Below are 21,901 nucleotides of genomic sequence, written 5' to 3' on the forward strand. Positions count from 1 at the left end.
TTGATTTCCTCCTAAATAAATGTTTTTTTATACCGTTACACGCAAATTATGCGCCTTGTTCTTCCTTTTGTTCAGCCACTGCCTTGGCTGCATAAGCAAGGTTGCGAATTGGTGCTTGAAGTACACTAAGAAGCATAGAAACCATACCTTCGTAGCTCGGAAGATCAGCAAGCTCTTGTACTTGTTCAAGTGTAGCAACGCTACCTTGAATAACACCGCCTTTGATTTCAAGGGCTTCATTCTCTTTAGCAAATTTTTTGATAATGCGCGCAGGAGCTACGGCATCATCTTTACTAAAGGCAATTGCAGATGGCCCAACTAAAATGTCGCTAAGCTCATTCAATTCAGCTGCTTCTACCGCACGGCGAGTCATCGTATTTTTGTAAACTTTGAACTCAATTCCTTCTTCACGCAATTGTTTTCGCAATTCTGTTACTGTAGCAACATCCAAACCACGATAGTCAACAACAACGACAGTTTCACTAGAAACAAACTTGTCTTTGATTTCTTCTACTAGCTGTTTCTTTTGCTCAATAATACTAGACATTCTTCCACCTCCTAGAAAAATACAAGATTATACCGTAATGGAACACAAGTGCAAATAAAAAACTCTCACGCAGACATGAGAGCTTATCAATTCATTGGAAAAACATAACGATCCAATTTATCTACAAACACCTCGGCAGGATGATTAAGCGGATATTTGCCCCTGCTGTCTACGGTACATCATATTTATTTTATTCACAGATTAAAGTATAGCGAAACACAATGATAAAGTCAACCCTTTTTCATTATCGCACCATGTTAGAAACATCTACACGGATCCCTGGACCCATTGTGGAAGATACAGAAGCATTTTTCATGTAAGTTCCCTTAGCTGCTTGAGGCTTCGCTTTTACAAGGGTTTCCGTAATGGCGACGAAGTTTTCAATTAATTTTTCATTATCAAATGAAACTTTACCAATCGGCACATGAACGTTGGATGATTTATCAACACGATATTCCACTTTACCAGCTTTAACATCCTGGATAGCTTTTTCCACATCAAATGTTACTGTTCCAGTCTTCGGATTCGGCATGAGCCCTTTTGGCCCTAATACTCTTCCCAATTTACCAACTTCAGCCATCATGTCTGGAGTTGCTACGACAACATCAAAATCAAACCAGCCTTGATTGATTTTATTGATATAATCTGCGTCTCCTACATAGTCAGCACCAGCAGCTTCAGCCTCTTTTGCTTTTTCACCTTTAGCGAATACAAGCACGCGCTGTGTTTTCCCTGTCCCATTTGGTAAAACCATCGCTCCGCGAATTTGTTGGTCTGCTTTCTTAGGGTCAACACCTAAACGAAAAGCAGCTTCAACTGTTTCGTCGAAATTAGCTTTAGCAGTTTCTTTTACAAGTGCAATTGCTTCTGACACTTCATACGCTTTCGTACGATCAACAAGCTTCAATGCTTCTTGATGCTTTTTTCCTTTTTTAGCCATTTTATTTCCTCCTCAAATGTGGTTATAACGGTATTACCTCCCACTTATAAAAGCGCGCAAGCTTCTATAAAGGCAAAGCTAATGATTAACCAGTCGGCTAACTCATCATCTTCACGAAAAAGGTTGCGAAGGGGATCCAACCGCAACCTATACCGTACTAGTAAAACTTCAAAAAATTAAAAACGAATAATTCACAACAAACAACGCTAAAAGGCAAGCACGAATTAGTCTTCGATGTTAATACCCATGCTGCGTGCAGTTCCTTCAACCATGCGCATCGCTGCTTCTACATCAGCAGCATTTAAGTCAGGCATTTTTGTTTCTGCGATTTCTTTTACTTTATCGCGTTTAAGTGTTGCTACTTTATTACGATTCGGTTCACCTGAAGCAGTTTCAATGCCAGCTGCTTTTTTAAGTAATACAGCTGCAGGTGGAGTTTTTGTAATAAATGTAAATGAACGATCCTCAAACACTGTTATCTCAACAGGAATAATCATACCTGCTTGATCTTGCGTACGTGCATTAAATTCTTTACAAAAACCCATGATATTAACACCGGCTTGACCAAGTGCTGGTCCTACTGGTGGTGCTGGGTTTGCTTTTCCAGCCGGGATTTGTAATTTTACAAGTTTAATCACTTTTTTAGCCACGAGACACACCTCCTTAAAGTCCGTGATGTGGTAATAGGGGTTCTTGTTTTTTCCCCTCCCACTCCAATTGATCTAACCTATTGGATAGATACAAGAATAACACAAAAATTTTAGCATGAATAAAAGAAAAATGCAAGGAAATATAAAATTATCTAGTCTAGCTTTTCTATTTGGGAGAAATCCAACTCGACAGGGGTATCTCTACCAAACATATTCACATGAACTTTTACTTTTTGTTTATCTACGTCTATATTCTCAACGGTACCAGTGAAATCTGTAAACGGTCCGTCCGTTACCCGGACATTCTCTTTGATTTCAAAATTAAATTGTACAGGCGTTTCCGCGACACCCATACGTTTTAGAACACTTTCGACTTCTTCGGGCAACAGTGGCGTTGGCTTGGTTCCACCACCACTTGACCCTATAAATCCTGTTACACCTGGAGTATTACGAACAACGTACCACGAATCGTCGGTCATAATCATTTCTGTTAGGACATAACCAGGGAAAAACTTCTTCTTCGTTATCTTTTTCTTCCCGTTTTTTATTTCCGTTTCCTCATCTTCAGGAACAATTACTCGGAAAATTTTATCTTCCATTCCCATAGACTCTACACGCTTTTCCAAGTTCGTTTTTACTTTATTTTCATACCCAGAATACGTATGTACGACATACCAATTTTTTTCCATGTTTTTGGACAACGCTTTTGTCCTTCCCTCCCTTTCGGACCACTATATGTTATAGAGGTTGCACCAAAGATTCGGTAATCACAACAACGAATTTCAGCTACCATACTAATCGTCTGTTTTCCATGTCCTACCTGACCCTCTTTTGTATACGCACGATCGTTCATAAGTCTAAAACAGAGTTCTTTTCATCACTCCCACTGAAACTAAAACTTCCAGACGGGTATAGAATGTTTAGCTGTAAACTATAATCTGCATCCAACCTAAAAAACCCGATTGATACCGGGTTTCCACATAAGTTCTCATCTATTTCTTTTATCATTATAGCATAAAATCCAGACAAATATTCAATCTTTCGCGAAATTAAAGTAAGTTTAGGATTTGCGTAATTCCAAGATCAATTAAAAAGAAGAATAAAGCTATAAAAGCTACCGTTGCAATAACAGTAATTGTATAACTCGTTAGCTCTTTCCTATTTGGCCAGCTAACTTTCTTCATTTCTCTTGAAACGTTTTTAAAGAAACGAAACATGCTTGTACCCCCTACAGCTGAAAATAACGACTTCATTTATCAGATATTAAATGCAATTATATCTTTTCACCACACTGCAGAAGGGATTCATTTGGTTTCCTTATGCAATGTATGTTTACCGCAAAATTTACAATACTTATTTACTTCAAGCCGTACAGGTTGTGTGGATACATTTTTGTTCGTTGTATAATTTCTGTTAGCACAAACTGCACATGCTAAAGTGATTTTCTTATTCATCCTCTCACCTCAAGTAGGAGAGTTTCTGTTCCTTTCTTAACTCTAGCACGGTTGCAAAAATGTGTCAAACATTACTATGGCGCAATTTCCGTCTCCTCAATCAGTTGTTCTAGTTTCCGCTTCACTCTTTGCAATGCATTATCAATGGATTTGACATGACGCTCTAACGCCACAGAAATTTCTTGATAGGTTCTCCCGTCTAAATATAGCTGAAGAACCTTCTTCTCTAACCCGCTTAATAATTCAGATAATTTCATTTCCATATCGCCATATTTTTCCTGATTTATTAAAAGTTCTTGTGGGTCAATAGCTTTTGACCCAGCAATTACATCTAATAACGTTCGATCTGTCTCCTCATCATAAATAGGCTTGTCCAAAGACACATACGAATTTAGCGGAATATGCTTTTGTCTCGTTGCTGTTTTGATCGCAGTAATTATTTGTCTCGTTACACAAAGCTCCGCAAAAGCCTTGAACGAGGAGAGCTTGTCTCCATCATAATCGCGAATAGCCTTATATAAACCTATCATTCCCTCTTGGACAATGTCCTCCTTATCCGCACCAATTAAAAAATACGTGCGTGCTTTAGCACGTACAAAATTCCGATACTTGTGTATCAAATAATCTAAGGCGTGACTGTTCCCCCGATGAATAAGTTGCACAATTTTTTCATCATCCAACTTACTTAAGCGTTGTTCGCTCATCTCTATTTGGTTGACATTCACCAAGATGACCCCCCGACTACACCGCAGTCCATTTAGAACTAATTATACAGGAAGCGCTTTAAAGTCGTCAACACCGGAGATAAAGGCATTTCAACCAAGTAGAGCTCTACATTTGTCCTCTTCTCCATTTTTCAAATGTTTCCAACGTTTTCTGATCCAATGTGATTTTTGTGTTTGCTTGTTTCTTATAATGTTTCTCAATCGTTTTTTCTATGTCCTGTTGCATATTGTTTGTTTCTATCCACAATTCTCGCGCTGATTTCCTTAATGCACCACTCCCAAAAATGGTGCGCTGCTCAGCGAAGTCCGACGTTGCCACATACACTTGGGTGCGAATATCTTTTACTTCCTTCACTAATTTTTCAATACATTCATCTGCGGTTTCTTTTTCTTTTGTATAGATCACTTCAATATTAAAAGCTGTTGTCTTTGTCGCTACGCCATGTACATAATAAGCATCAAATACAACGATAACGCGATGCCCAGAGTAAGCCTGATACTCTGCCATCCATTCAATAAGCCGATCTCGGGCTTGTCCAATGTCCTTCTCCTTTAACCTTTGAAGTTCCTCCCACGCCCCTATGATGTTATATCCATCCACTATGACGACAATCATCGCTTACTCACCAAAAGGGTTCCTTTTGCGATATACCTCATATAATAGTAGACTGCATGCAACCGAAGCATTCAGAGAAGATACCTTTCCTTTCATCGGCAGGCTAACCGTCCAATCACATTTTTTCTTCACTAAATGACTGATCCCTTTTCCTTCATTTCCAATAACGATAGCAAGCGGCAACGTACCTTCTAGCTGTCGATAATCCTCTGTTGCGTTTGCTTCCGTTCCTACTACCCAAACTTGACGTTCTTTTAGTTCCTCAATGGTGTTAGCTATATTCGTTACGCGAACAACTGGAACATGCTCTATCGCTCCAGCAGCTGTTTTGGCTACGGTTGCTGTTAATCCTACCGAGCGACGCTTCGGAATAATCACACCATGCGCGCCGACAGCATCTGCCGTTCGTAAGATAGACCCTAAATTATGCGGGTCCTCCAATTCATCTAGGATAAGAAAAAAAGCAGCTTCATTTTGTTCTTCAGCTCGCTGAAATAGGTCATCTAGTTCTGCATATTCATAAGAAGCAACATAAGCAACCACCCCTTGATGACTTCCCCCTTTAGATAACTGATCGATTTTATGCCTGGGAACTTTTTGAACAATGGTTCCTGCTGATTTTGCTAATTGAAAAAACGTTGCTTGTACTGAGGAATTTAAATGTTCTGATACAAGCACTTTATTAATGGATCTGCCAGATTTTATCGCTTCGATAACTGGGTTTTTACCCATGATTAGTTCCTGATCCATGCTCTGTTCCCCTCCTTTCTGTTAACTGAATTGCCTCTTGGATCAGCTGTTCAAGCCGCTGTAAATGGTTTGCTAAATAAAGATATCCAATTAATGCTTCGAATGCTGTACTATAGCGATACGTTTGTACACGAATGTTTTTAGGAGTAGAACCGGACTTTGCATTCCGCCCTCTAGCGACGACTCGTTCCTCTTCTTGTGTTAGTTTGCCCGTTTCTAACCAGTGTAGTACCACAGCTGCTTGCGCTTTTCCTGACACATACTGAATGGCCTTTTGATGTAATTGCTGTGGCTTTACTTGGCCTTGATGTAGGAGATGCTCTCTTATATATAATTCATAAACAGCATCTCCCATATAAGCAAGGGCAAGACTTTTCATTTGTTTTACATCTATATCCATGATGCTTACCCTCTTTTCCATCTTACTCCTTGTGGGGTATCCTCTAAAATGATATTTTTCGCCTTTAGCATATCTCTAATTTCATCTGCGCGAGTAAAATCACGATTTTTCCGCGCGCTGTTTCGTTCTTCGATTAATTGCTCAATCTCTATATCCAGTAACTCCTGTTCCGTTTTCAGTTCCATACCAAGAACCTTCAAGAATGTTTGAATGACTTTTTGAAACTCTTCAATAACACAACTGCATGTTTGCTTATGTTGGAGGTATACATTAGCCTCTTTAGCCACTTCAAACAGAACAGAAATTGCATTTGCTGTATGAAAGTCATCATCCATTTCCGCTTCAAATAGCTTTTTCCACTGTGCAATCTTTTCCAACCATTCTTCTTTATGATCGACAATATCCAGACTGGAGTCTTTGCGATGCTCTAAATTTAAATAGGCTGTTTTAATCCGCTCTAAACCATTTTCTGCGCTTTGTAGTAGGTCCTCTGAAAAATTAATTGGATGCCGATAGTGGACACTTAGCATAAAGAAACGAATGACTTGCGGATCGTACTGCTGAATTAAATCTCGAGCCAATAAATAGTTTCCTAGCGATTTTGACATTTTTTCATTATTTATATTGATATAGCCATTATGCATCCAATAATTTGCAAAGGGTTTCCCTGTTAGTGCTTCTGATTGAGCAATCTCATTTTCGTGATGCGGAAAAGCTAAGTCTTGACCACCTGCATGAATATCAATCGTATCTCCAAGGTATTTTTTCACCATCGCCGAGCACTCGATATGCCAGCCTGGTCGCCCTTTTCCCCAAGGTGAATCCCAAGCAATTTCTCCGTCTTTTGCTTGCTTCCAAAGCGTAAAATCAAGTGGATCTGTTTTTTTCTCACCAACTTGGATCCGTGCGCCAGACCTCAATTCATCAACTGATTGATGAGATAGCTTTCCGTACTTACTAAATTTCCGGGGTTTAAAATAAACATCGCCGTCCGCTTCGTAGGCAACCCCTTTTTCAACAAGTGCCTCAATAAAAGCAATGATATCATCCATTGTTTCCGTTACTCGTGGGTTGTGTGTTGCCTCTTTAACACCCAAAGCCCCAACATCTTCCAGATAAGCAGAAATAAAGCGGTCTGCTACCTCTGGCACTTCTTTGCCAAGCTCCTTGGCGGTACGGATCAGCTTATCATCCACATCTGTAAAATTCAGCACATAGTCTACTTCAAACCCTTTGTATTCCAAATATCGTCTAACTGTATCAAAAACAATCGCTGGTCTGGCATTACCAATATGAATATAGTTATATACCGTCGGCCCACAAACATACATGCTTACTTTTCCTGGTACTATCGGCTTAAATATTTCCTTTTTACGAGTTAATGTATTATATATTTTAATGGACATCGTGTTTTTCTCCTTCTTTTAATTTTGCTATTTCTGCTTTTAATTCATCAATTTCCCTTTGTAAATGTTCGCAACGGTTAGCGACTGGATCTGGTAACTGATGATGATTCAAATCTTTGGTTACCTTTTCACCACGATGTTTAACCACTTTTCCAGGTATACCTACTACTGTAGCATGGTCCGGCACATCTTTCAGCACAACAGAACCTGCCCCTACTTTTGCACATTCGCCAACCGTTATTGAACCAAGTACTTTGGCGCCTGTTGCAATAAGCACATTATCCTTAATTGTTGGATGCCGTTTGCCTTTTTCTTTTCCAGTACCGCCTAAAGTAACCCCTTGAAAAATGGTTACATTATCGCCTATTTCACATGTTTCACCAATGACTACGCCCATGCCATGGTCTATAAATAAACGCCTACCAATGATTGCTCCTGGATGGATTTCAATCCCTGTTAAAAAGCGGTTCAACTGTGATATGACACGGGCAATAAAGAACATTTTTCGTTTATAAAATGCATGAGCAATTCGATGCCACCAGACAGCGTGAAGACCTGAATATGTTAAGAAAACTTCAAAATAAGAACGAGCTGCTGGATCCTGTTCAAACACCACATCCATATCTTCCTTCACTCGTTTCCAAATGCTCATCAGTTGACCTCCCTATTATTGTAAGTAATTATCAAGCGAATCCCTAACCAGTAGGGGTTTTTATCCCCTTTAATTGTAGTAGCGCAAGGGGTATGACCTAAAGGTTTCTGAATGAATCGTGCATTTAGTAGCTGTTATCTCCTACTTAGACTTGTTCCGTACGCACTCTCCAACCTTGGTAGTGAGAGACTTACAGCACGTTATATATGAGAGATATGAAGGATATTGTTTTGCTTAGATAAACCTTTTATTAGTGACAAGTTAAATCGCGCAAACACATGCACTAGCCTAGTTTTACTTCTTATAACATGAAAATAAGCGTCTCTGGGTTCATACTCAGAGACGCTTACGTGCGCGGTTCCACTCTGTTTGAAGGATAATAATCATCCTTCCAACTCAGACTTATAACGGTAAGCGCCGCCGTTATGTACTTACATTCCATAACGGACTCTTGAGGAGCACTTCAAAAACAATGCTAAAAACCACTTTCAGCCAAGGTGATTCTCTCTGTGTTAGCGAATTGCTTCTTACTTTCCCTCGTCATCGTTCCTTATTTGTTGTGTAGTAATACTATATTACATTTTCCATAAGTTGTGAATCATTACGCTTCAAGCTTTTTTAAAACTGTATCCAAATGGCTAATCACAGTTTCTTTCCCGAGCAGTTCAATAGCCATGGGCAATTCTGGTCCATGTGTCTGTCCTGTTGTTGCCACACGGATTGGCATAAATAGCTTTTTGCCTCGGTGACCGGTTTCCTTTTGGGTCGCTTTAATTTGCGCTTTAATAGAAGGAGCCGTAAAATCATCCAAATGAATTAACTTGTCTGTGAAAACTTGCAACACTTCTGGAACTTGCTCGCCTTCAAGTACTTCCCAAGCAGCATCATCAAAAGTAAGCTCTTTGGAGAAAAACATTTCCGTTAATTCTACGATTTCTGCCCCGTATCGCAATTGCTCTTTATATAAAGCAATCACCTTCTCCGCCCATTCTCTTCTAGCATGATCTATATCTTTTGGCAGTTTGTCTGCTTTTACTAAATGTGGCATCGCCAAGTCAATCACTTCTGATAAATCGGCTGCTTTAATATATGCATTGTTCATCCACTTCAATTTATGACGATCAAATATTGCTGCTGAAGTAGATAAACGTTCTGGATCGAATATATCAATTAATGTTTGTTTATCAAAGATTTCCTCTTCGCCAACTGGTGACCAACCTAACAATGCAATAAAATTAAACAAAGCCTCGGGCAAATAGCCCAAATCATGATATTGCTCAATAAATTGAATAATATGCTGATCACGCTTGCTCAATTTTTTCCGTTCTTCATTAAGAATAAGCGTCATATGCCCAAACGTCGGCGGCTCCCAATCAAATGCTTCATAGATCATCATTTGCTTTGGGGTATTGGATATATGCTCCTCACCACGTAAAACGTGTGTAATTTCCATTAAATGATCATCGACAGCAACTGCAAAGTTATACGTTGGAATACCATTTTTCTTCACGATAACCCAATCACCAAAATCACTCGATTCAAAAGTAATATCGCCTCTTACGATATCATTAAATGTATACGTTTTATTTTCCGGAACCCGCATGCGAATGCTTGGCAATCGTCCTTCCTTTTCAAAAGCAGCGATTTGTTCCGCGGTTAAATCACGATGAGCACCGGAGTACTTCGGAACCTGACCATTAGCTCGTTGCTGTTCTCTTTCTGCCTCAAGCTCTTCTTCCGTCATATAGCATTTATAAGCCAAGCCTCTTTCTAACAGTTTCTCCACATATTTTTGATATATATCGAGACGCTCCATTTGGCGGTATGGTCCGTAGCTTCCACCTACATCTGCTCCCTCATCCCACTCAACACCCAACCATTTTAAAAATTTCAGCTGGCTTTCTTCTCCACCAGCTACATTTCGTTTATCATCTGTGTCTTCAATACGAATGATCATTTTCCCGTTAAAATGTTTCGCATATAAATAATTAAATAATGCTGTACGTGCGTTTCCAATATGCAAATGACCTGTTGGACTCGGTGCATACCGTACACGAACCTGATTTGTCATGATTCTTCCCCTTTCTATAATCAAACAATGAAAATGAATTCAGTAACCGTCTTATGCTCCAGATAGTTAGCTAGTCACAGCAACTATCGTCACTGCACAGTTAACGTCTCTTGAACAATTTTTAAGGCTTTTTATACGGTGTATGATGGTTTCCCACCCACCCCGTGTATGCTATTTTTCCTTATAGAAGGCAAAAAGTATAAAGTAAACCCTCCATCAACGGGAGCTCTTTGTCCCCACCAAGCTAGCACACAGGGGAAATACCTAAAGATCTCTGAAAAAAATCGATTATTTGCCTTATAAGCTACGTGAGAGATATAAAATGATTTTCCATATTAAATTATACTTTTCTTGTCCGTATAACAAAAGTGATAACAATCACTGTTATCACTTTTGCCTATCCTTTATAAGTTATACCCTTTTTAGAGTGCTTTTTCAAGTAATTTTGGTTTCGCAAAAATCATTCTACCAGCCGATGTTTGCAACACACTTGTAATTAGCACTTCAATAGTTTTGCCGATATAGTTTCTTCCTTCTTCAACAACAATCATTGTTCCATCATCAAGGTAAGCGATCCCTTGATTATGCTCTTTCCCATCTTTAATGACATGTACCGTCAATTCTTCACCAGGTAATACGACTGGCTTCACAGCATTAGCCAAATCGTTAATATTTAAAACTGGAACACTTTGCAAATCACATACTTTATTTAAGTTAAAATCATTAGTCACAACAATACCATTGATCACTTTTGCCAACTTAATTAATTTGCTGTCCACTTCATGGATGTCTTCAAAATCGCCTTCATAAATTTCAACTTTTACAGGTAGATCTTTTTGGATTCGATTTAAAACGTCTAAACCTCTACGACCTCGATTTCGTTTTAATACGTCCGAGGAATCTGCAATATGCTGTAACTCACCAAGAACAAATTGCGGAATGACTATTGTTCCTTCAAGGAAATTCGTCTGGCAAATATCAGCGATCCGACCGTCTATAATAACGCTTGTGTCCAATATTTTTGCTTTTGGCTGTATAGGGGAATTACTCGTATCACCTTCAGACACTTTCCGCTTCTCTTTTTCCTTTCGATTAATATTAAATAAATTAACAATCTCTTCACGCCGGCGAAACCCGACTTGAAATCCTAAATAGCCTAATAAAACCGTTACAAACAGTGGAAGAGTTTGAGAAACTAATTTAATGTTAATATCTCCTATAGGTATGGTAATTAGAAATGCAATAAACAGACCAGCCATAAGCCCTAACGTTCCTGAAAACAAATCACCTGCAGGCAGGCGAATAAGTGCTTCCTCTACCCATTTTAAAAACCCTACAATATAATCGACAAGCCAATATGATATGAGAAAGAAAATAATAGCACCGACTATCATTCCCACATACGGAGAAAGTATCCAGTTAGAATCGGCAATATTTAATAGTGCTAAAAAAACAGGAACATAAAGATAACCAATCGTTCCTCCTAAAATAAGAAAAAGCAAATGAACAATCTTTTTCATCAGCAATGCCACCTCCTAACTTATATTATTGCCTAAGATGAAAAAAAATAATCCTTGAAAGATAATAAAAAGAAATAATTTCTATATCGATTCGCATTGCGAATTCCAACGGAAGAAAAAGCTGAAAACCTTATTTATAATAACTAACCGCTATAACCTATATACAATCCATACATAAATTGAGAATTCATTTCAGTTACGCTTTTCCTTAACACCTAATAAGTTCTAAATCAAGACTTTATATCTAGAATTCTTGAAAATTAGCAATGCGACCCACACGCTTTCTTTTGTATTACCCCTAATATATATTCGTGCCATAGATTGGCTTATCGTTCTTGTAGTAACTGTGTTTGTTTGGAATAAAAGCAGTGAACAAAAAAGGATACTTTTTCCGGACATTTAAATTAAACATATTAACCCATATGATTTTATGATCATAATAAAAAACAAAACTTATCTATTTACTCCGATTTGTAATGCTTCCTGTACGGAATTCACTCCAATAATTTCAATGTTATTTGGAGTTGTCCAGCCACCTAAATTATTTTTAGGACAAATTACTCGTTTAAATCCTAGCTTTGCAGCCTCTTGAACGCGCTGTTCAATTCGAGAAACTCGCCTTATCTCACCAGTCAAACCGACTTCACCAATAAAAATATCTTCCGGTTTTGTTGGTTGATCACGGAAACTTGAAGCGATACTAACAGCAATCGCTAAATCAATGGCAGGTTCATCTAGCTTAACACCGCCAGCCACTTTTATATACGCATCCTGATTTTGCAGCATTAACCCAACCCGCTTTTCCAACACCGCCATCAAAAGAGGAACGCGATTCTGATCTACTCCCGTCGCCATTCTACGTGGATTACCAAATGCAGTAGGGGAAATTAATGCTTGTATCTCAACCAGTACTGGCCTTGTTCCTTCCATGGAAGCTACTACAGTAGACCCGGATGCACCTTGTGAGCGCTCTTCCAAAAATATCTCAGATGGATTTAAAACCTCGCGCAACCCTTCCTCTTTCATTTCAAAAATACCCATTTCATTCGTACTACCAAATCGATTCTTCACGCCCCGTAATATTCGATACGTATGATGACGTTCCCCTTCAAAATAAAGTACAGCATCAACCATATGCTCCAAAAGCCTTGGTCCTGCAATTGAGCCCTCTTTTGTCACATGTCCCACTATAAATATCGGTATACCGTTTGTTTTAGCTAGTTTCATCAATTCAGAGGTACATTCTCTCACTTGGGAAACGCTCCCCGGAGCACTTGTGATTTCTTCACGATAGATGGTTTGAATCGAATCAATAACGACAAACGATGGTTTTATGGTTTCAATTTGATTTGCTATATCCAATAAATTCGTTTCTGCTAATACATATAATGAATCGGAAGTAACACCTAAGCGATCTGCACGCAACTTCGTCTGTCTCGTTGATTCTTCTCCAGAAATATATAGTACGGATAAGCTTTTATCTGCCAATTGTGATGATATTTGTAATAATAAAGTAGATTTACCAATTCCGGGATCTCCACCGATTAACACAAGGGATCCTGGTACAATACCGCCACCGAGCACACGATTAAACTCTTTCATACTTGTTATTATCCTCGGTTCTTGTTGCGATTTAATTGCGGTTATTTTCTCAGGCTTTCCAACTGATCTATACCCAGTATGAAAAGCTTGTTTTTGTCTGCCACCAGTGATTTCTATTTCTTCTACGAATGTATTCCAATTATTGCAACCAGGACATTTCCCAAGCCACTTTGGTGCTTCATAGCCACATTCCTGACAAACAAATTTCGTTTTTCGCTTCGCCAACTTACCACTACCCTTTCACTTATCTATTATATACGATTTTAGCAACCAAAAAGTTACAGGTTCCTATCAATTTGGCTACATATTCCATAGTCCTGCCACAAATCTAACCTCTACCGTCGTTTAATGCCATCTAATTCATTTCAGATCAATCTGTTTATACATATATGAATATCACGTTTTACCCTTATTTTTATTAGTTTAACATATTTTAGTGATAAAAAAATGGTCCGCATCATCTATTATTTTGTATATAGAACAGGTCGATCTACCTAATTCATAACTACTTTTACTTTTTAATCATTTATCCCGAATTATTCATACCTCTAAACTGAGCGTAGAAAAAAATGAAGAGAATGGATAACCAACAAAAATAAGCCAAATAGAATTTATATGATCTTTACTCCATGTATGCCTCCCATATTACAAAAACGCTTGTTGTTGGGTATACGAATCCCTTGGACTTTATATCATTATTTTTACATATAATGATAGAGAAATATAATGACGTTTTATCAAAAAGTCATGCAATCGCTGCGGAAAAACACTACACTTTCCATGGGCTGGCGCTCAGCATCCTCGAAAAAAAGTTTCCGCTTTTTTCCTGCGGGGTTTTCCCACTACGCTTTCCCACAGGAGTCTCCGTGTTTTTCCTCCAATATCTTTATCATTTTATTTTAACGGAATTTGCTTACGCTTTGTTTTCCGGAAAACAAAGCGTACGGTACCAATTCGTTAAGTTATACGCTAATAGGCTCATCATCATTCTCGTATCATTTCTACCAAAAGAATGACTGCTCGTGCGATCAAAATAAAACCCATTCTTGTCTTCCTCAATAGTTTTCCATCATTCCCCTTTTTTGATATGTTTGAACAATCGCTTTCGGAGTAAACATATCTCCTATATTTGTAATGAAAAAGGCATGCGTAAATTCACCATCGGCCATGCGATTAAATAAGTATCTTTCTTTGTTTAGACCATGATTTGCTTGATAACTGTAACAGAAATGGATTCTTTTTTCATTTATTTGATGAAGGGCCAAATTGCCTTCGCTCCTTCGTACGTAACATTTGGTAGTTTCAAGTTATATCTGTGAAAATTCAGGATTATAAATTTTGCTAATATAAAAAACTAAGGTTTCATGTATTTTTGATTAGTTTAAGTAAAAATTTAACAAATATACAATACAAAAAAGTAAGAAAGTTGCTGTTAATTTGGCAGTTGTGTCTGAAGTGTTACTATTGGGAAACTACTATCACGTCTATCCAATTCCTAAAAAAACTCCCCCCGTAGACTTATTGTTCCCACGGAAGGATCGTTTTTTACGGAAGGTCTGTTCACATTTTCCTTGAGGAAATTACGGAAGAATAATAAATTCCCCTTTATTGTTTAAACCAATTTTGACTCGTTGTCCTTTTTCAATCGTTCCTTTTAATAACTCCTCAGACAATAAATCTTCTATATTCTTTTGAATGGAGCGACGAAGCGGTCTTGCTCCATATTCTGGATCAAACCCTTCGTTGGCAATTTTCTCTAATGCTTTATCCGTTAGTGAGAAGTCAATGTCCTGATCCTTTAAGCGCTTCTGTAGCTGCTGGATCATTAATGTAACGATATGCTTCATATGTTTTTTCTCCAAAGAATGAAAGACGATAGTTTCGTCAATTCGATTTAAAAATTCTGGTCGAAATGCTTTTTTCAACTCTTCGGTCACTTTTGACTTCATATTTTTGTAATCTTGACCTTCCTCACCTAAATTAAAGCCAACATACTTATTTCGTTTTAATTCACTAGCACCAACATTCGATGTCATAATCAATACCGTGTTGCGAAAATCAACCACACGTCCTTTTGAATCTGTCAATCGCCCATCCTCAAGGACTTGCAACAAGATGTTAAATACCTCTGGGTGTGCCTTTTCTACTTCATCTAATAGTACAACGGAATATGGTTTTCTACGCACTTTTTCCGTTAATTGTCCACCTTCTTCATACCCTACATAACCAGGAGGTGCTCCTACTAGACGTGAAGTAGCGTGTTTTTCCATATACTCTGACATATCAATTCGAATCATAGCGTCCTCATCTGCAAACATTGCTTCAGCTAAGGCACGAGCTAATTCTGTTTTCCCCACTCCTGTTGGACCTAGGAAAATAAAGGAACCAATTGGACGTTTCGGATCTTTCAAACCTGCTCGTGCTCTGCGAATCGCTTTGGAAACAGCATTTACAGCTTCTTCTTGCCCAATCACACGATTATGCAGTATCTCTTCCATATTGAGCAGGCGATCACTCTCGTCCTTTGTTAATTTCGACACAGGCACTCCTGTCCAGATAGATACGACACTTGCTATATCCTCAACAGTAACCTCTGTATCTGTTTGCCCTTGCTTTTCTTTCCATTTCTTCTTTGTCTCAGCGACCTCTTCACGTAGCCTTTGTTCTGAATCCCGAAGTGAAGCAGCTTTTTCAAATTCCTGACTCTGTACGGCAGCATCCTTTTCTTTCCGGACTTCTTCCAGTTTCTGTTCAAGCTCCTTCAAGTTTGGCGGAACTGTATAGGATTTTAAACGAACTTTAGATCCTGCTTCATCAATTAAATCGATCGCCTTATCTGGCAAAAATCGATCAGTAATATAACGGTCAGACAAATTGGCAGCTGCTTCGATCGCTTCATCTGTAATTGTAACCCGGTGATGTGCTTCGTAGCGATCACGCAACCCTTTCAAAATTTGAATCGTTTCCTCCAACGTTGGTTCATCCACTTGAATAGGCTGGAATCTGCGTTCAAGAGCGGCATCTTTTTCTATATATTTGCGATATTCATCTAACGTCGTTGCACCAATACATTGCAATTCCCCACGAGCAAGCGAAGGCTTTAAAATATTGGAAGCATCGATCGCACCTTCCGCACCGCCTGCACCAATTAATGTATGCAATTCATCAATAAACAGGATAATATTTCCGGCTTGACGAATTTCTTCCATTACCTTTTTCAGCCGATCTTCAAATTCTCCGCGATATTTTGTACCGGCAACAACCGTTCCCATATCAAGAGTCATGACTCGCTTATCTCGTAATGTTTCCGGTACTTCGTTTTGGATAATTTGTTGAGCAAGCCCTTCAGCAACAGCGGTTTTTCCTACCCCTGGCTCTCCAATTAATACTGGGTTATTCTTTGTACGCCGGCTTAATACTTGAATGACACGTTCAATTTCCTTACTTCGTCCAATTACGGGGTCAATATTTCCTTCCTTTGCACTCTCAGTCAAATCACGCGCCAGCGAATCAAGCGTCGGTGTATTTGCACTGGATTGTTGCCCACGTCCTTGGCGATTTGTTTGGGATTCGTTACTTCCTAGTAGCTGTAAAACCTGCTGCCTAGCTTTATTCAAACTAACACCTAAGTTATTTAAAACCCTGGCAGCAACACCTTCTCCTTCGCGGATAAGCCCGAGCAAAATATGCTCTGTCCCTACATAAGAATGTCCCAGCTTACGTGCTTCATCTTGACAAAGTTCCACCACTTTTTTAGCTCGCGGTGTATAGTGGATTGTTTGCATTGGTTGCTTTCCAACGCCAATCAGTTTTTCCACTTCCTCTTGGATTTTGGAAATTTCTAGTCCAAGTGATTGTAATGCTTTTGCAGCAATGCCCTCTCCTTCGCGGACAAGCCCTAACAAAATATGTTCTGTTCCAATATTATTATGCCCCAATCGCACAGCTTCTTCTTGGGAAAGCGCGAGCACTTTTTGTGCTCTTTCCGTAAAACGTCCAGACATCATATATTAGTATCCTCCTATCTATTGCTCTAATTGCAACCGTTGGCGAATAAGAGAAGCTCGCAATTGGTCGCGTTCGCTTGCAGCTAATGTTTTTTTAGCATAATGCTGTAAAAATCCTGGTTGTAGTAAGATCATTAATTCATTTAAGATATTTCGTGAAACGTTTTTTAATAGGCCTAAGTCAATTCCTAACCTTACATTCGATAAACAAGTTGCCGCCTCTTTTGATTCAATAATTCGCGCATAGGCTAATACACCATAAGAGCGATAAATACGATCTTCCAACTTATCTCCAGACTGTTTAAGTAATTGCTCACGAGCGTACCGTTCCTGTTCTATTAATTGCTTTACGACACTTTGTAAATCTGCCACAATATCTTGTTCGGATTTTCCAAGGGTGATTTGATTTGAAATCTGAAAAATATTTCCTTGAGCTTCACTACCTTCTCCATAAATACCTCGTACAACTAACCCCAACTGGTTTATAGCCGGAATCATTCGGTTGATTTGCTTCGTTAAAACTAAAGCCGGAAGATGCATCATAACAGAAGCTCGCATTCCAGTTCCTACATTAGTTGGGCAGCTAGTCAAGTAACCTCTTGTTTCATCGAAAGCATAATTTATTTTCTCCTCTAGCCAATCATCAAACTCAAATGCTTGCTGCAAAGCTTCTGATAATTGAAAGCCAGGTAAATAAAATTGTAATCGGATATGGTCTTCTTCATTTATCATAAGCGATACTTGCTCATTTTCTGAAATAAGCACAGCTGCAGATTCTGAATGTTTTGCTAATAAAGGACTAATCAAATGTTTTTCTACCAACACACGTCGCTCTATGGCGGATAAATCACGAATGGATACAAAGGCTAAATCTTTATACGAACCAAAAGCCTGCCCTTCATATTTTTCTTTAAAGAAGCTGCGTATTTCCTCCAATTCCTTTGGGTCAGCGGCTATTGGATACGGTACATTAGCAAAGTTGCGCGCAAGGCGAATTCGGCTGCTTAACACGATGTCACTATCCGGCCCGTCCTTTCGCATCCAAGGACTAATTGCTTCATTCATAAACTGCTGCAATGTCATGACTGATCACCTGCCTCTGAATGATCCTCTTCCTGATTCAAAGCTCTTATTTGATCTCTTACTTTAGCTGCTTCTTCGAATTCTTCATTTTCAATTAACTTTTTCAAATGTAGCTTTAAATCCTCTAATTGTTTCTTCTTATGCAAATCTCCACCTTGGCGTTTCGGTATTTTTCCATTATGCTTTATATTGCCAGCGTGTACTCTACGAAATATTGGGTCTAAGCGTTCGTTAAAGGTTTCATAACAAACAGCACAGCCAAATTTTCCTATTTGCTTAAATTGGGAAAAAGTCATTTCGCATTTCGGGCATTGTAAATCCTTCGTTTGCTGGTAACTTTCAGCATGAGGACTAGTTAAACCAGAGGTGTCAAAATTAAATAACCCCGAAAGTAAATGGTGCAGCGAATAACCGTCTTCTGGATAGGTCATATACCCTTTTTCCTTTGCACAGACATTGCAAACATGAACCTCCATTTTTTGTCCTTGAATAACTTGTGTGAAATGAAGCGTCGCAGGACGTTTATGACATTCTTGACATTGCATGTTCACACTCCTCCCTTATTTATTTAAATACTTGAGTGTTGTAAGCATTGCCGTTAATACACGAGCACGAATTTCATCTCGTAATGGTAACTGAAAAGGCAGCGTCGACCTTTCGATAGCACTTAACATAATTTTTGCCTCACGTTCAGTGATCAACTCTTCCTCAAGCAATCTTTCCAATATTCCTACCGCTTTTTGTTGGGATATGGATGGATTAATCATGTCAATAATTTCATCAATCAACTTTGACTCATCTTGGTGAATGACTCGCATAATCCGAATATAACCCCCGCCGCCACGCTTACTCTCGACAATATAGCCCTTTTCCACCGTAAAACGGGTATTAATTACATAATTAATTTGTGAGGGGACACATTGAAATTGGTCAGCTATCTCACTTCGTTTAATCTCAATCACATTTTTACCTTTTGATTGAAGAATTTGCTTTAAATAATTTTCAATTACATCTGATATATTACTCATATGCCCACCCCCTTTTATATAGAAACAAACTTTTGACTTTGACTATCTTTGACTATACTTTTATTATACGGGAAATTACAGAAGATGCAAATACAAGATCTATGTTTATTGTAGACAAAAATAACTATTAAGAAACACAAAATGAAAATGGTCTTAAAACAAATAACATATGTAGCAATAATATCAAGTAAATCAACTTCATTTAAGAGATTCCCTTGTTACAGAATTTTCAAGCTTATTCTAAGAACAAGGGCGCAAGCGCCGTTTAGCAACGTAGCAACTGGAACGAAGCAACTAAAGTTTTAGGAAACATGGTTAGGCACGAACCAATGATGACTTATCGTAGGGCGATTTCGTGAAGTCGCCTAGTTGCTGGGCGCTTATGCCGGACGCGGCTATCCCGTTATGTCGGTATCCCAAAGCAACAATTTTTATACTTTTTATCTTATAAAAAAATGGGTTTCCACTATCATTTTTGGAATTCCCATCTAATCTGAACGTATTTAAAAAGCAATGCAACCCAATTCTAAAGTAATTTTTTGACTTGCCTAGGTTGATGTCCTTGTTTACGTTAATTCAGTTACACTTCTAACATGATTTATTTGCGATATTTCAGCAAACAAGGTGAATCGATCTAAATCTGTATTTCTTTCAATAACTATATAGATGTTTCGATGATTATTTTCTGATTTGGAAATTTCTACTTTCTTAATCGTCATATGATATTTGTCAAACACAGCAACTACTTCATGTACAGGTAAGTCTGGTACTGTGACAATTTGAATAACATGGGATGATTTTCCACGTCTGAACAGACGTTCAAAGTTATTAAGAAAAATAAGACTAAGTAATATAATTGCCGTTGTTAATACTGCTGCTGCATACATTCCTGCACCTACAACTAACCCTAGCCCCGCAACTGTCCATATAGAAGCTGCTGTTGTCAATCCTCTAATCGTACCACCATAAACAATTATTGTACCAGCACCTAAAAATCCTATACCACTGATCACATAAGATGGTATTCTTGCAGGATCAAAGCGAATGTTATCATACTCTTCTAAAAAGAATTCAAATCCAAATAAAGAAAGCAACATCATTAAACAAGAACCTACTCCAACTAAAATATGGGTCCGAAAGCCGGCTGAGTGATTTTTTAACTCTCTTTCAAACCCAATTAATCCAGAGAGGAATAATGCAACAAGCACTCGTATTAATATAATATAAAAATGGTCGCCTAAAAGTTCATGAAATAATTCCTTCAATGCAAACTCCCCCTATTGCTAAAGATTTTAACATATAACTGTAGTGTACATACTTGAATGTATATGTTAAAAGGATCTTTTTTATTTCTTTATAGTAGGAAAGGCCTTCTAGGTGATGGTATAAGAGAGGCTCCTCTCCGATGCCCTCTTTAAAGATCCCTGTCATACCTCCACATATTTATTTTTAATCTCCAGTATATCAATTATTTAAGATGCCCTTCTTCAACGACCACCTGCTAAAGCAGGTGGAATTAGACATAAATGTCGACGACTAAAGTCGTTCTCCAGGCTAAATTCCTGAGAATCATAGGCTGAAGCATCCTCAAGGCTAGAGTAAACTCATTCTTCTATCTTGAATATTTCGTTCTTACCTTCATTGAATTGATTTGCGATATAATTCCTTATTATTTCTTCTGTTACCGTTTCTTCCTCTTGCCCACAGGTGCTGCCCCGAATATCTCTTTTTAAGTTCTGAAAACAACTCATCCTGCAATAATCGGAATGATCTTCCTTTTTAGATACGGCAATACTTGGAGGACAAGATAATAATAAATGAATGTAATCTTTTCCAATGCTTCCTTGCAAAATCGTTATCCCTCTAGCTTCACAACTTGTCTTATCAAATGCCGTGCTCTTATCTCTATGGGCTCGCTAACACCCTATATCTATACTTTATCACCCATATGACATGATACTTGGTATCATACAACGCATGACATGACTATTTTTTCTATATCCGTTCATTGGGCGGGTAAGCTAGTCTTAAGTTTAAGAAGGGTTTCACGATGTTAATGGTATTTAACCTTGTCTGTTTGGCTTTATCTGTTCTTTGGGATATAAGATGCTATATTCAAGCTGTAAGATTTTAATATAGTTTCAATAATTCCGGTTTTCTGTCAAACATGGTGGTGGAAAATCGACTCTACCATCTCTACTCGCCTTACATAATTTTTTTAACCTCTTGTTGCCATAATATTTTCTTTTTCATTAACCCAAAGCTTTTATATTACAATCTTAAAACATGGGCATGTTTTTCTTGTTACTTTGGTATGAAATTCGATGCAACATTTATTTAATAAGGATACCACTACATTTAGTATAGAGCCACACAAAAAAACTGACCATCTTATTTGATGTGTCAGTTTTCGCCTTATTGCCTGGCGGCGTCCTACTCTTGCAGGGGCA

20 protein-coding genes, 2 pseudogenes and 2 other annotated features are annotated in these 21,901 nt (G+C 38.3%); all 22 genes and pseudogenes read right to left on the reverse strand.

From position 1 onward, the window contains the following. Positions 1-46: 46 nt before the first annotated feature. A complete protein-coding gene (rplJ, locus tag D1839_RS13820; RefSeq protein WP_120380524.1) occupies positions 47-547 on the reverse strand; it encodes a 50S ribosomal protein L10 in 501 nt (166 codons plus the stop codon). A 46-nt stretch (positions 548-593) separates the two neighbouring features. Then, positions 594-740: a sequence feature (ribosomal protein L10 leader region), on the reverse strand. 51 nt (positions 741-791) lie between these two features. Further along, positions 792-1,487, reverse strand: coding sequence for a 50S ribosomal protein L1 (gene rplA / locus D1839_RS13825; RefSeq protein ID WP_120380523.1), 696 nt, complete (start codon positions 1,485-1,487; stop codon positions 792-794). A gap of 224 nt (positions 1,488-1,711) precedes the next feature. Then, positions 1,712-2,137, reverse strand: a complete 426-nt coding sequence (gene rplK, locus D1839_RS13830) for a 50S ribosomal protein L11 (RefSeq protein WP_147358287.1) — start codon at positions 2,135-2,137, stop codon at positions 1,712-1,714. 152 nt (positions 2,138-2,289) lie between these two features. Next, positions 2,290-2,838, reverse strand: coding sequence for a transcription termination/antitermination protein NusG (nusG, locus tag D1839_RS13835; protein ID WP_442970612.1), 549 nt, complete (start codon positions 2,836-2,838; stop codon positions 2,290-2,292). Between the two features lie 348 nt (positions 2,839-3,186). Then, complete coding sequence (secE, locus tag D1839_RS13840; protein ID WP_050349651.1) at positions 3,187-3,354, reverse strand: preprotein translocase subunit SecE; 168 nt, start codon at positions 3,352-3,354, stop codon at positions 3,187-3,189. Between the two features lie 87 nt (positions 3,355-3,441). Then, complete coding sequence (gene rpmG / locus D1839_RS13845) at positions 3,442-3,591, reverse strand: 50S ribosomal protein L33 (protein ID WP_120380520.1); 150 nt, start codon at positions 3,589-3,591, stop codon at positions 3,442-3,444. Positions 3,592-3,665: 74 nt separating this feature from the next. Then, positions 3,666-4,316, reverse strand: a complete 651-nt coding sequence (gene sigH / locus D1839_RS13850; protein WP_120380519.1) for an RNA polymerase sporulation sigma factor SigH — start codon at positions 4,314-4,316, stop codon at positions 3,666-3,668. Between the two features lie 106 nt (positions 4,317-4,422). Then, positions 4,423-4,932: an NYN domain-containing protein gene (locus D1839_RS13855; RefSeq protein ID WP_120380518.1), complete on the reverse strand. Its 510-nt coding sequence runs from the start codon at positions 4,930-4,932 to the stop codon at positions 4,423-4,425. A gap of 3 nt (positions 4,933-4,935) precedes the next feature. Beyond that, the gene (rlmB, locus tag D1839_RS13860) at positions 4,936-5,682 is read right to left on the reverse strand and encodes a 23S rRNA (guanosine(2251)-2'-O)-methyltransferase RlmB (protein WP_120380517.1); all 747 of its coding nucleotides are present in this window, start codon (positions 5,680-5,682) and stop codon (positions 4,936-4,938) included. Continuing rightward, entirely contained in the window at positions 5,657-6,082 is a 426-nt protein-coding gene (locus tag D1839_RS13865; protein WP_120380516.1) for a Mini-ribonuclease 3, read from the reverse strand. Before D1839_RS13865 ends, rlmB begins: the two co-directional genes overlap by 26 nt. Before the next feature lie 5 nt (positions 6,083-6,087). Further along, the gene (gene cysS / locus D1839_RS13870; RefSeq protein WP_286164819.1) at positions 6,088-7,482 is read right to left on the reverse strand and encodes a cysteine--tRNA ligase; all 1,395 of its coding nucleotides are present in this window, start codon (positions 7,480-7,482) and stop codon (positions 6,088-6,090) included. Beyond that, on the reverse strand, positions 7,478-8,140 hold the full coding sequence (cysE, locus tag D1839_RS13875) for a serine O-acetyltransferase (protein WP_120380514.1): 663 nt from the start codon (positions 8,138-8,140) through the stop codon (positions 7,478-7,480). The genes cysS and cysE overlap by 5 nt, the downstream gene beginning before the upstream one ends. A 335-nt stretch (positions 8,141-8,475) precedes the next feature. Continuing rightward, positions 8,476-8,693, reverse strand: a binding site (T-box leader). 48 nt (positions 8,694-8,741) lie between these two features. Next, a complete protein-coding gene (gltX, locus tag D1839_RS13880; protein WP_120380513.1) occupies positions 8,742-10,211 on the reverse strand; it encodes a glutamate--tRNA ligase in 1,470 nt (489 codons plus the stop codon). A gap of 422 nt (positions 10,212-10,633) precedes the next feature. Continuing rightward, positions 10,634-11,731, reverse strand: a complete 1,098-nt coding sequence (locus D1839_RS13885) for a PIN/TRAM domain-containing protein (RefSeq protein ID WP_330585536.1) — start codon at positions 11,729-11,731, stop codon at positions 10,634-10,636. 453 nt (positions 11,732-12,184) lie between these two features. Beyond that, positions 12,185-13,558 carry a DNA repair protein RadA gene (gene radA, locus D1839_RS13890; RefSeq protein ID WP_120380512.1) on the reverse strand — a complete coding sequence of 458 codons (1,374 nt, stop codon included), beginning with the start codon at positions 13,556-13,558 and terminating at the stop codon, positions 12,185-12,187. 700 nt (positions 13,559-14,258) lie between these two features. Further along, positions 14,259-14,557, reverse strand: a pseudogene (locus D1839_RS20860) (transposase); the annotation flags it as partial. Between the two features lie 356 nt (positions 14,558-14,913). Further along, a complete protein-coding gene (clpC, locus tag D1839_RS13905) occupies positions 14,914-17,340 on the reverse strand; it encodes an ATP-dependent protease ATP-binding subunit ClpC (RefSeq protein WP_120380510.1) in 2,427 nt (808 codons plus the stop codon). 18 nt (positions 17,341-17,358) lie between these two features. Then, complete coding sequence (locus tag D1839_RS13910; RefSeq protein ID WP_120380509.1) at positions 17,359-18,423, reverse strand: protein arginine kinase; 1,065 nt, start codon at positions 18,421-18,423, stop codon at positions 17,359-17,361. Then, positions 18,420-18,968, reverse strand: coding sequence for a UvrB/UvrC motif-containing protein (locus D1839_RS13915; protein WP_120380508.1), 549 nt, complete (start codon positions 18,966-18,968; stop codon positions 18,420-18,422). Before D1839_RS13915 ends, D1839_RS13910 begins: the two co-directional genes overlap by 4 nt. A gap of 15 nt (positions 18,969-18,983) precedes the next feature. Then, positions 18,984-19,451, reverse strand: coding sequence for a CtsR family transcriptional regulator (locus tag D1839_RS13920; protein ID WP_120380507.1), 468 nt, complete (start codon positions 19,449-19,451; stop codon positions 18,984-18,986). 566 nt (positions 19,452-20,017) lie between these two features. Next, positions 20,018-20,716, reverse strand: a complete 699-nt coding sequence (locus tag D1839_RS13925; RefSeq protein WP_199690169.1) for an MgtC/SapB family protein — start codon at positions 20,714-20,716, stop codon at positions 20,018-20,020. 339 nt (positions 20,717-21,055) lie between these two features. Beyond that, a pseudogene (locus tag D1839_RS20865) lies at positions 21,056-21,322 on the reverse strand (hypothetical protein); the annotation flags it as partial. Positions 21,323-21,901: the final 579 nt, after the last annotated feature.

It is taken from the genome of Roseburia sp. 1XD42-34 (assembly GCF_009917385.1).
GTDB lineage: Bacteria > Bacillota > Bacilli > Bacillales > Amphibacillaceae > Virgibacillus.

Bases quoted from the DNA above. Each gene is read 5' to 3' on its own strand.
- rplJ (WP_120380524.1), bottom strand. From the start codon at position 547: ATGTCTAGTATTATTGAGCAAAAGAAACAGCTAGTAGAAGAAATCAAA.
- rplA (WP_120380523.1), bottom strand. From the start codon at position 1,487: ATGGCTAAAAAAGGAAAAAAGCATCAAGAAGCATTGAAGCTTGTTGAT.
- secE (WP_050349651.1), bottom strand. From the start codon at position 3,354: ATGTTTCGTTTCTTTAAAAACGTTTCAAGAGAAATGAAGAAAGTTAGC.
- rpmG (WP_120380520.1), bottom strand. From the start codon at position 3,591: ATGAATAAGAAAATCACTTTAGCATGTGCAGTTTGTGCTAACAGAAAT.
- D1839_RS13855 (WP_120380518.1), bottom strand. From the start codon at position 4,932: ATGATTGTCGTCATAGTGGATGGATATAACATCATAGGGGCGTGGGAG.
- rlmB (WP_120380517.1), bottom strand. From the start codon at position 5,682: ATGGATCAGGAACTAATCATGGGTAAAAACCCAGTTATCGAAGCGATA.
- D1839_RS13865 (WP_120380516.1), bottom strand. From the start codon at position 6,082: ATGGATATAGATGTAAAACAAATGAAAAGTCTTGCCCTTGCTTATATG.
- cysE (WP_120380514.1), bottom strand. From the start codon at position 8,140: ATGAGCATTTGGAAACGAGTGAAGGAAGATATGGATGTGGTGTTTGAA.
- gltX (WP_120380513.1), bottom strand. From the start codon at position 10,211: ATGACAAATCAGGTTCGTGTACGGTATGCACCGAGTCCAACAGGTCAT.
- D1839_RS13885 (WP_330585536.1), bottom strand. From the start codon at position 11,731: ATGAAAAAGATTGTTCATTTGCTTTTTCTTATTTTAGGAGGAACGATT.
- clpC (WP_120380510.1), bottom strand. From the start codon at position 17,340: ATGATGTCTGGACGTTTTACGGAAAGAGCACAAAAAGTGCTCGCGCTT.
- D1839_RS13910 (WP_120380509.1), bottom strand. From the start codon at position 18,423: ATGACATTGCAGCAGTTTATGAATGAAGCAATTAGTCCTTGGATGCGA.
- D1839_RS13915 (WP_120380508.1), bottom strand. From the start codon at position 18,968: ATGCAATGTCAAGAATGTCATAAACGTCCTGCGACGCTTCATTTCACA.
- D1839_RS13920 (WP_120380507.1), bottom strand. From the start codon at position 19,451: ATGAGTAATATATCAGATGTAATTGAAAATTATTTAAAGCAAATTCTT.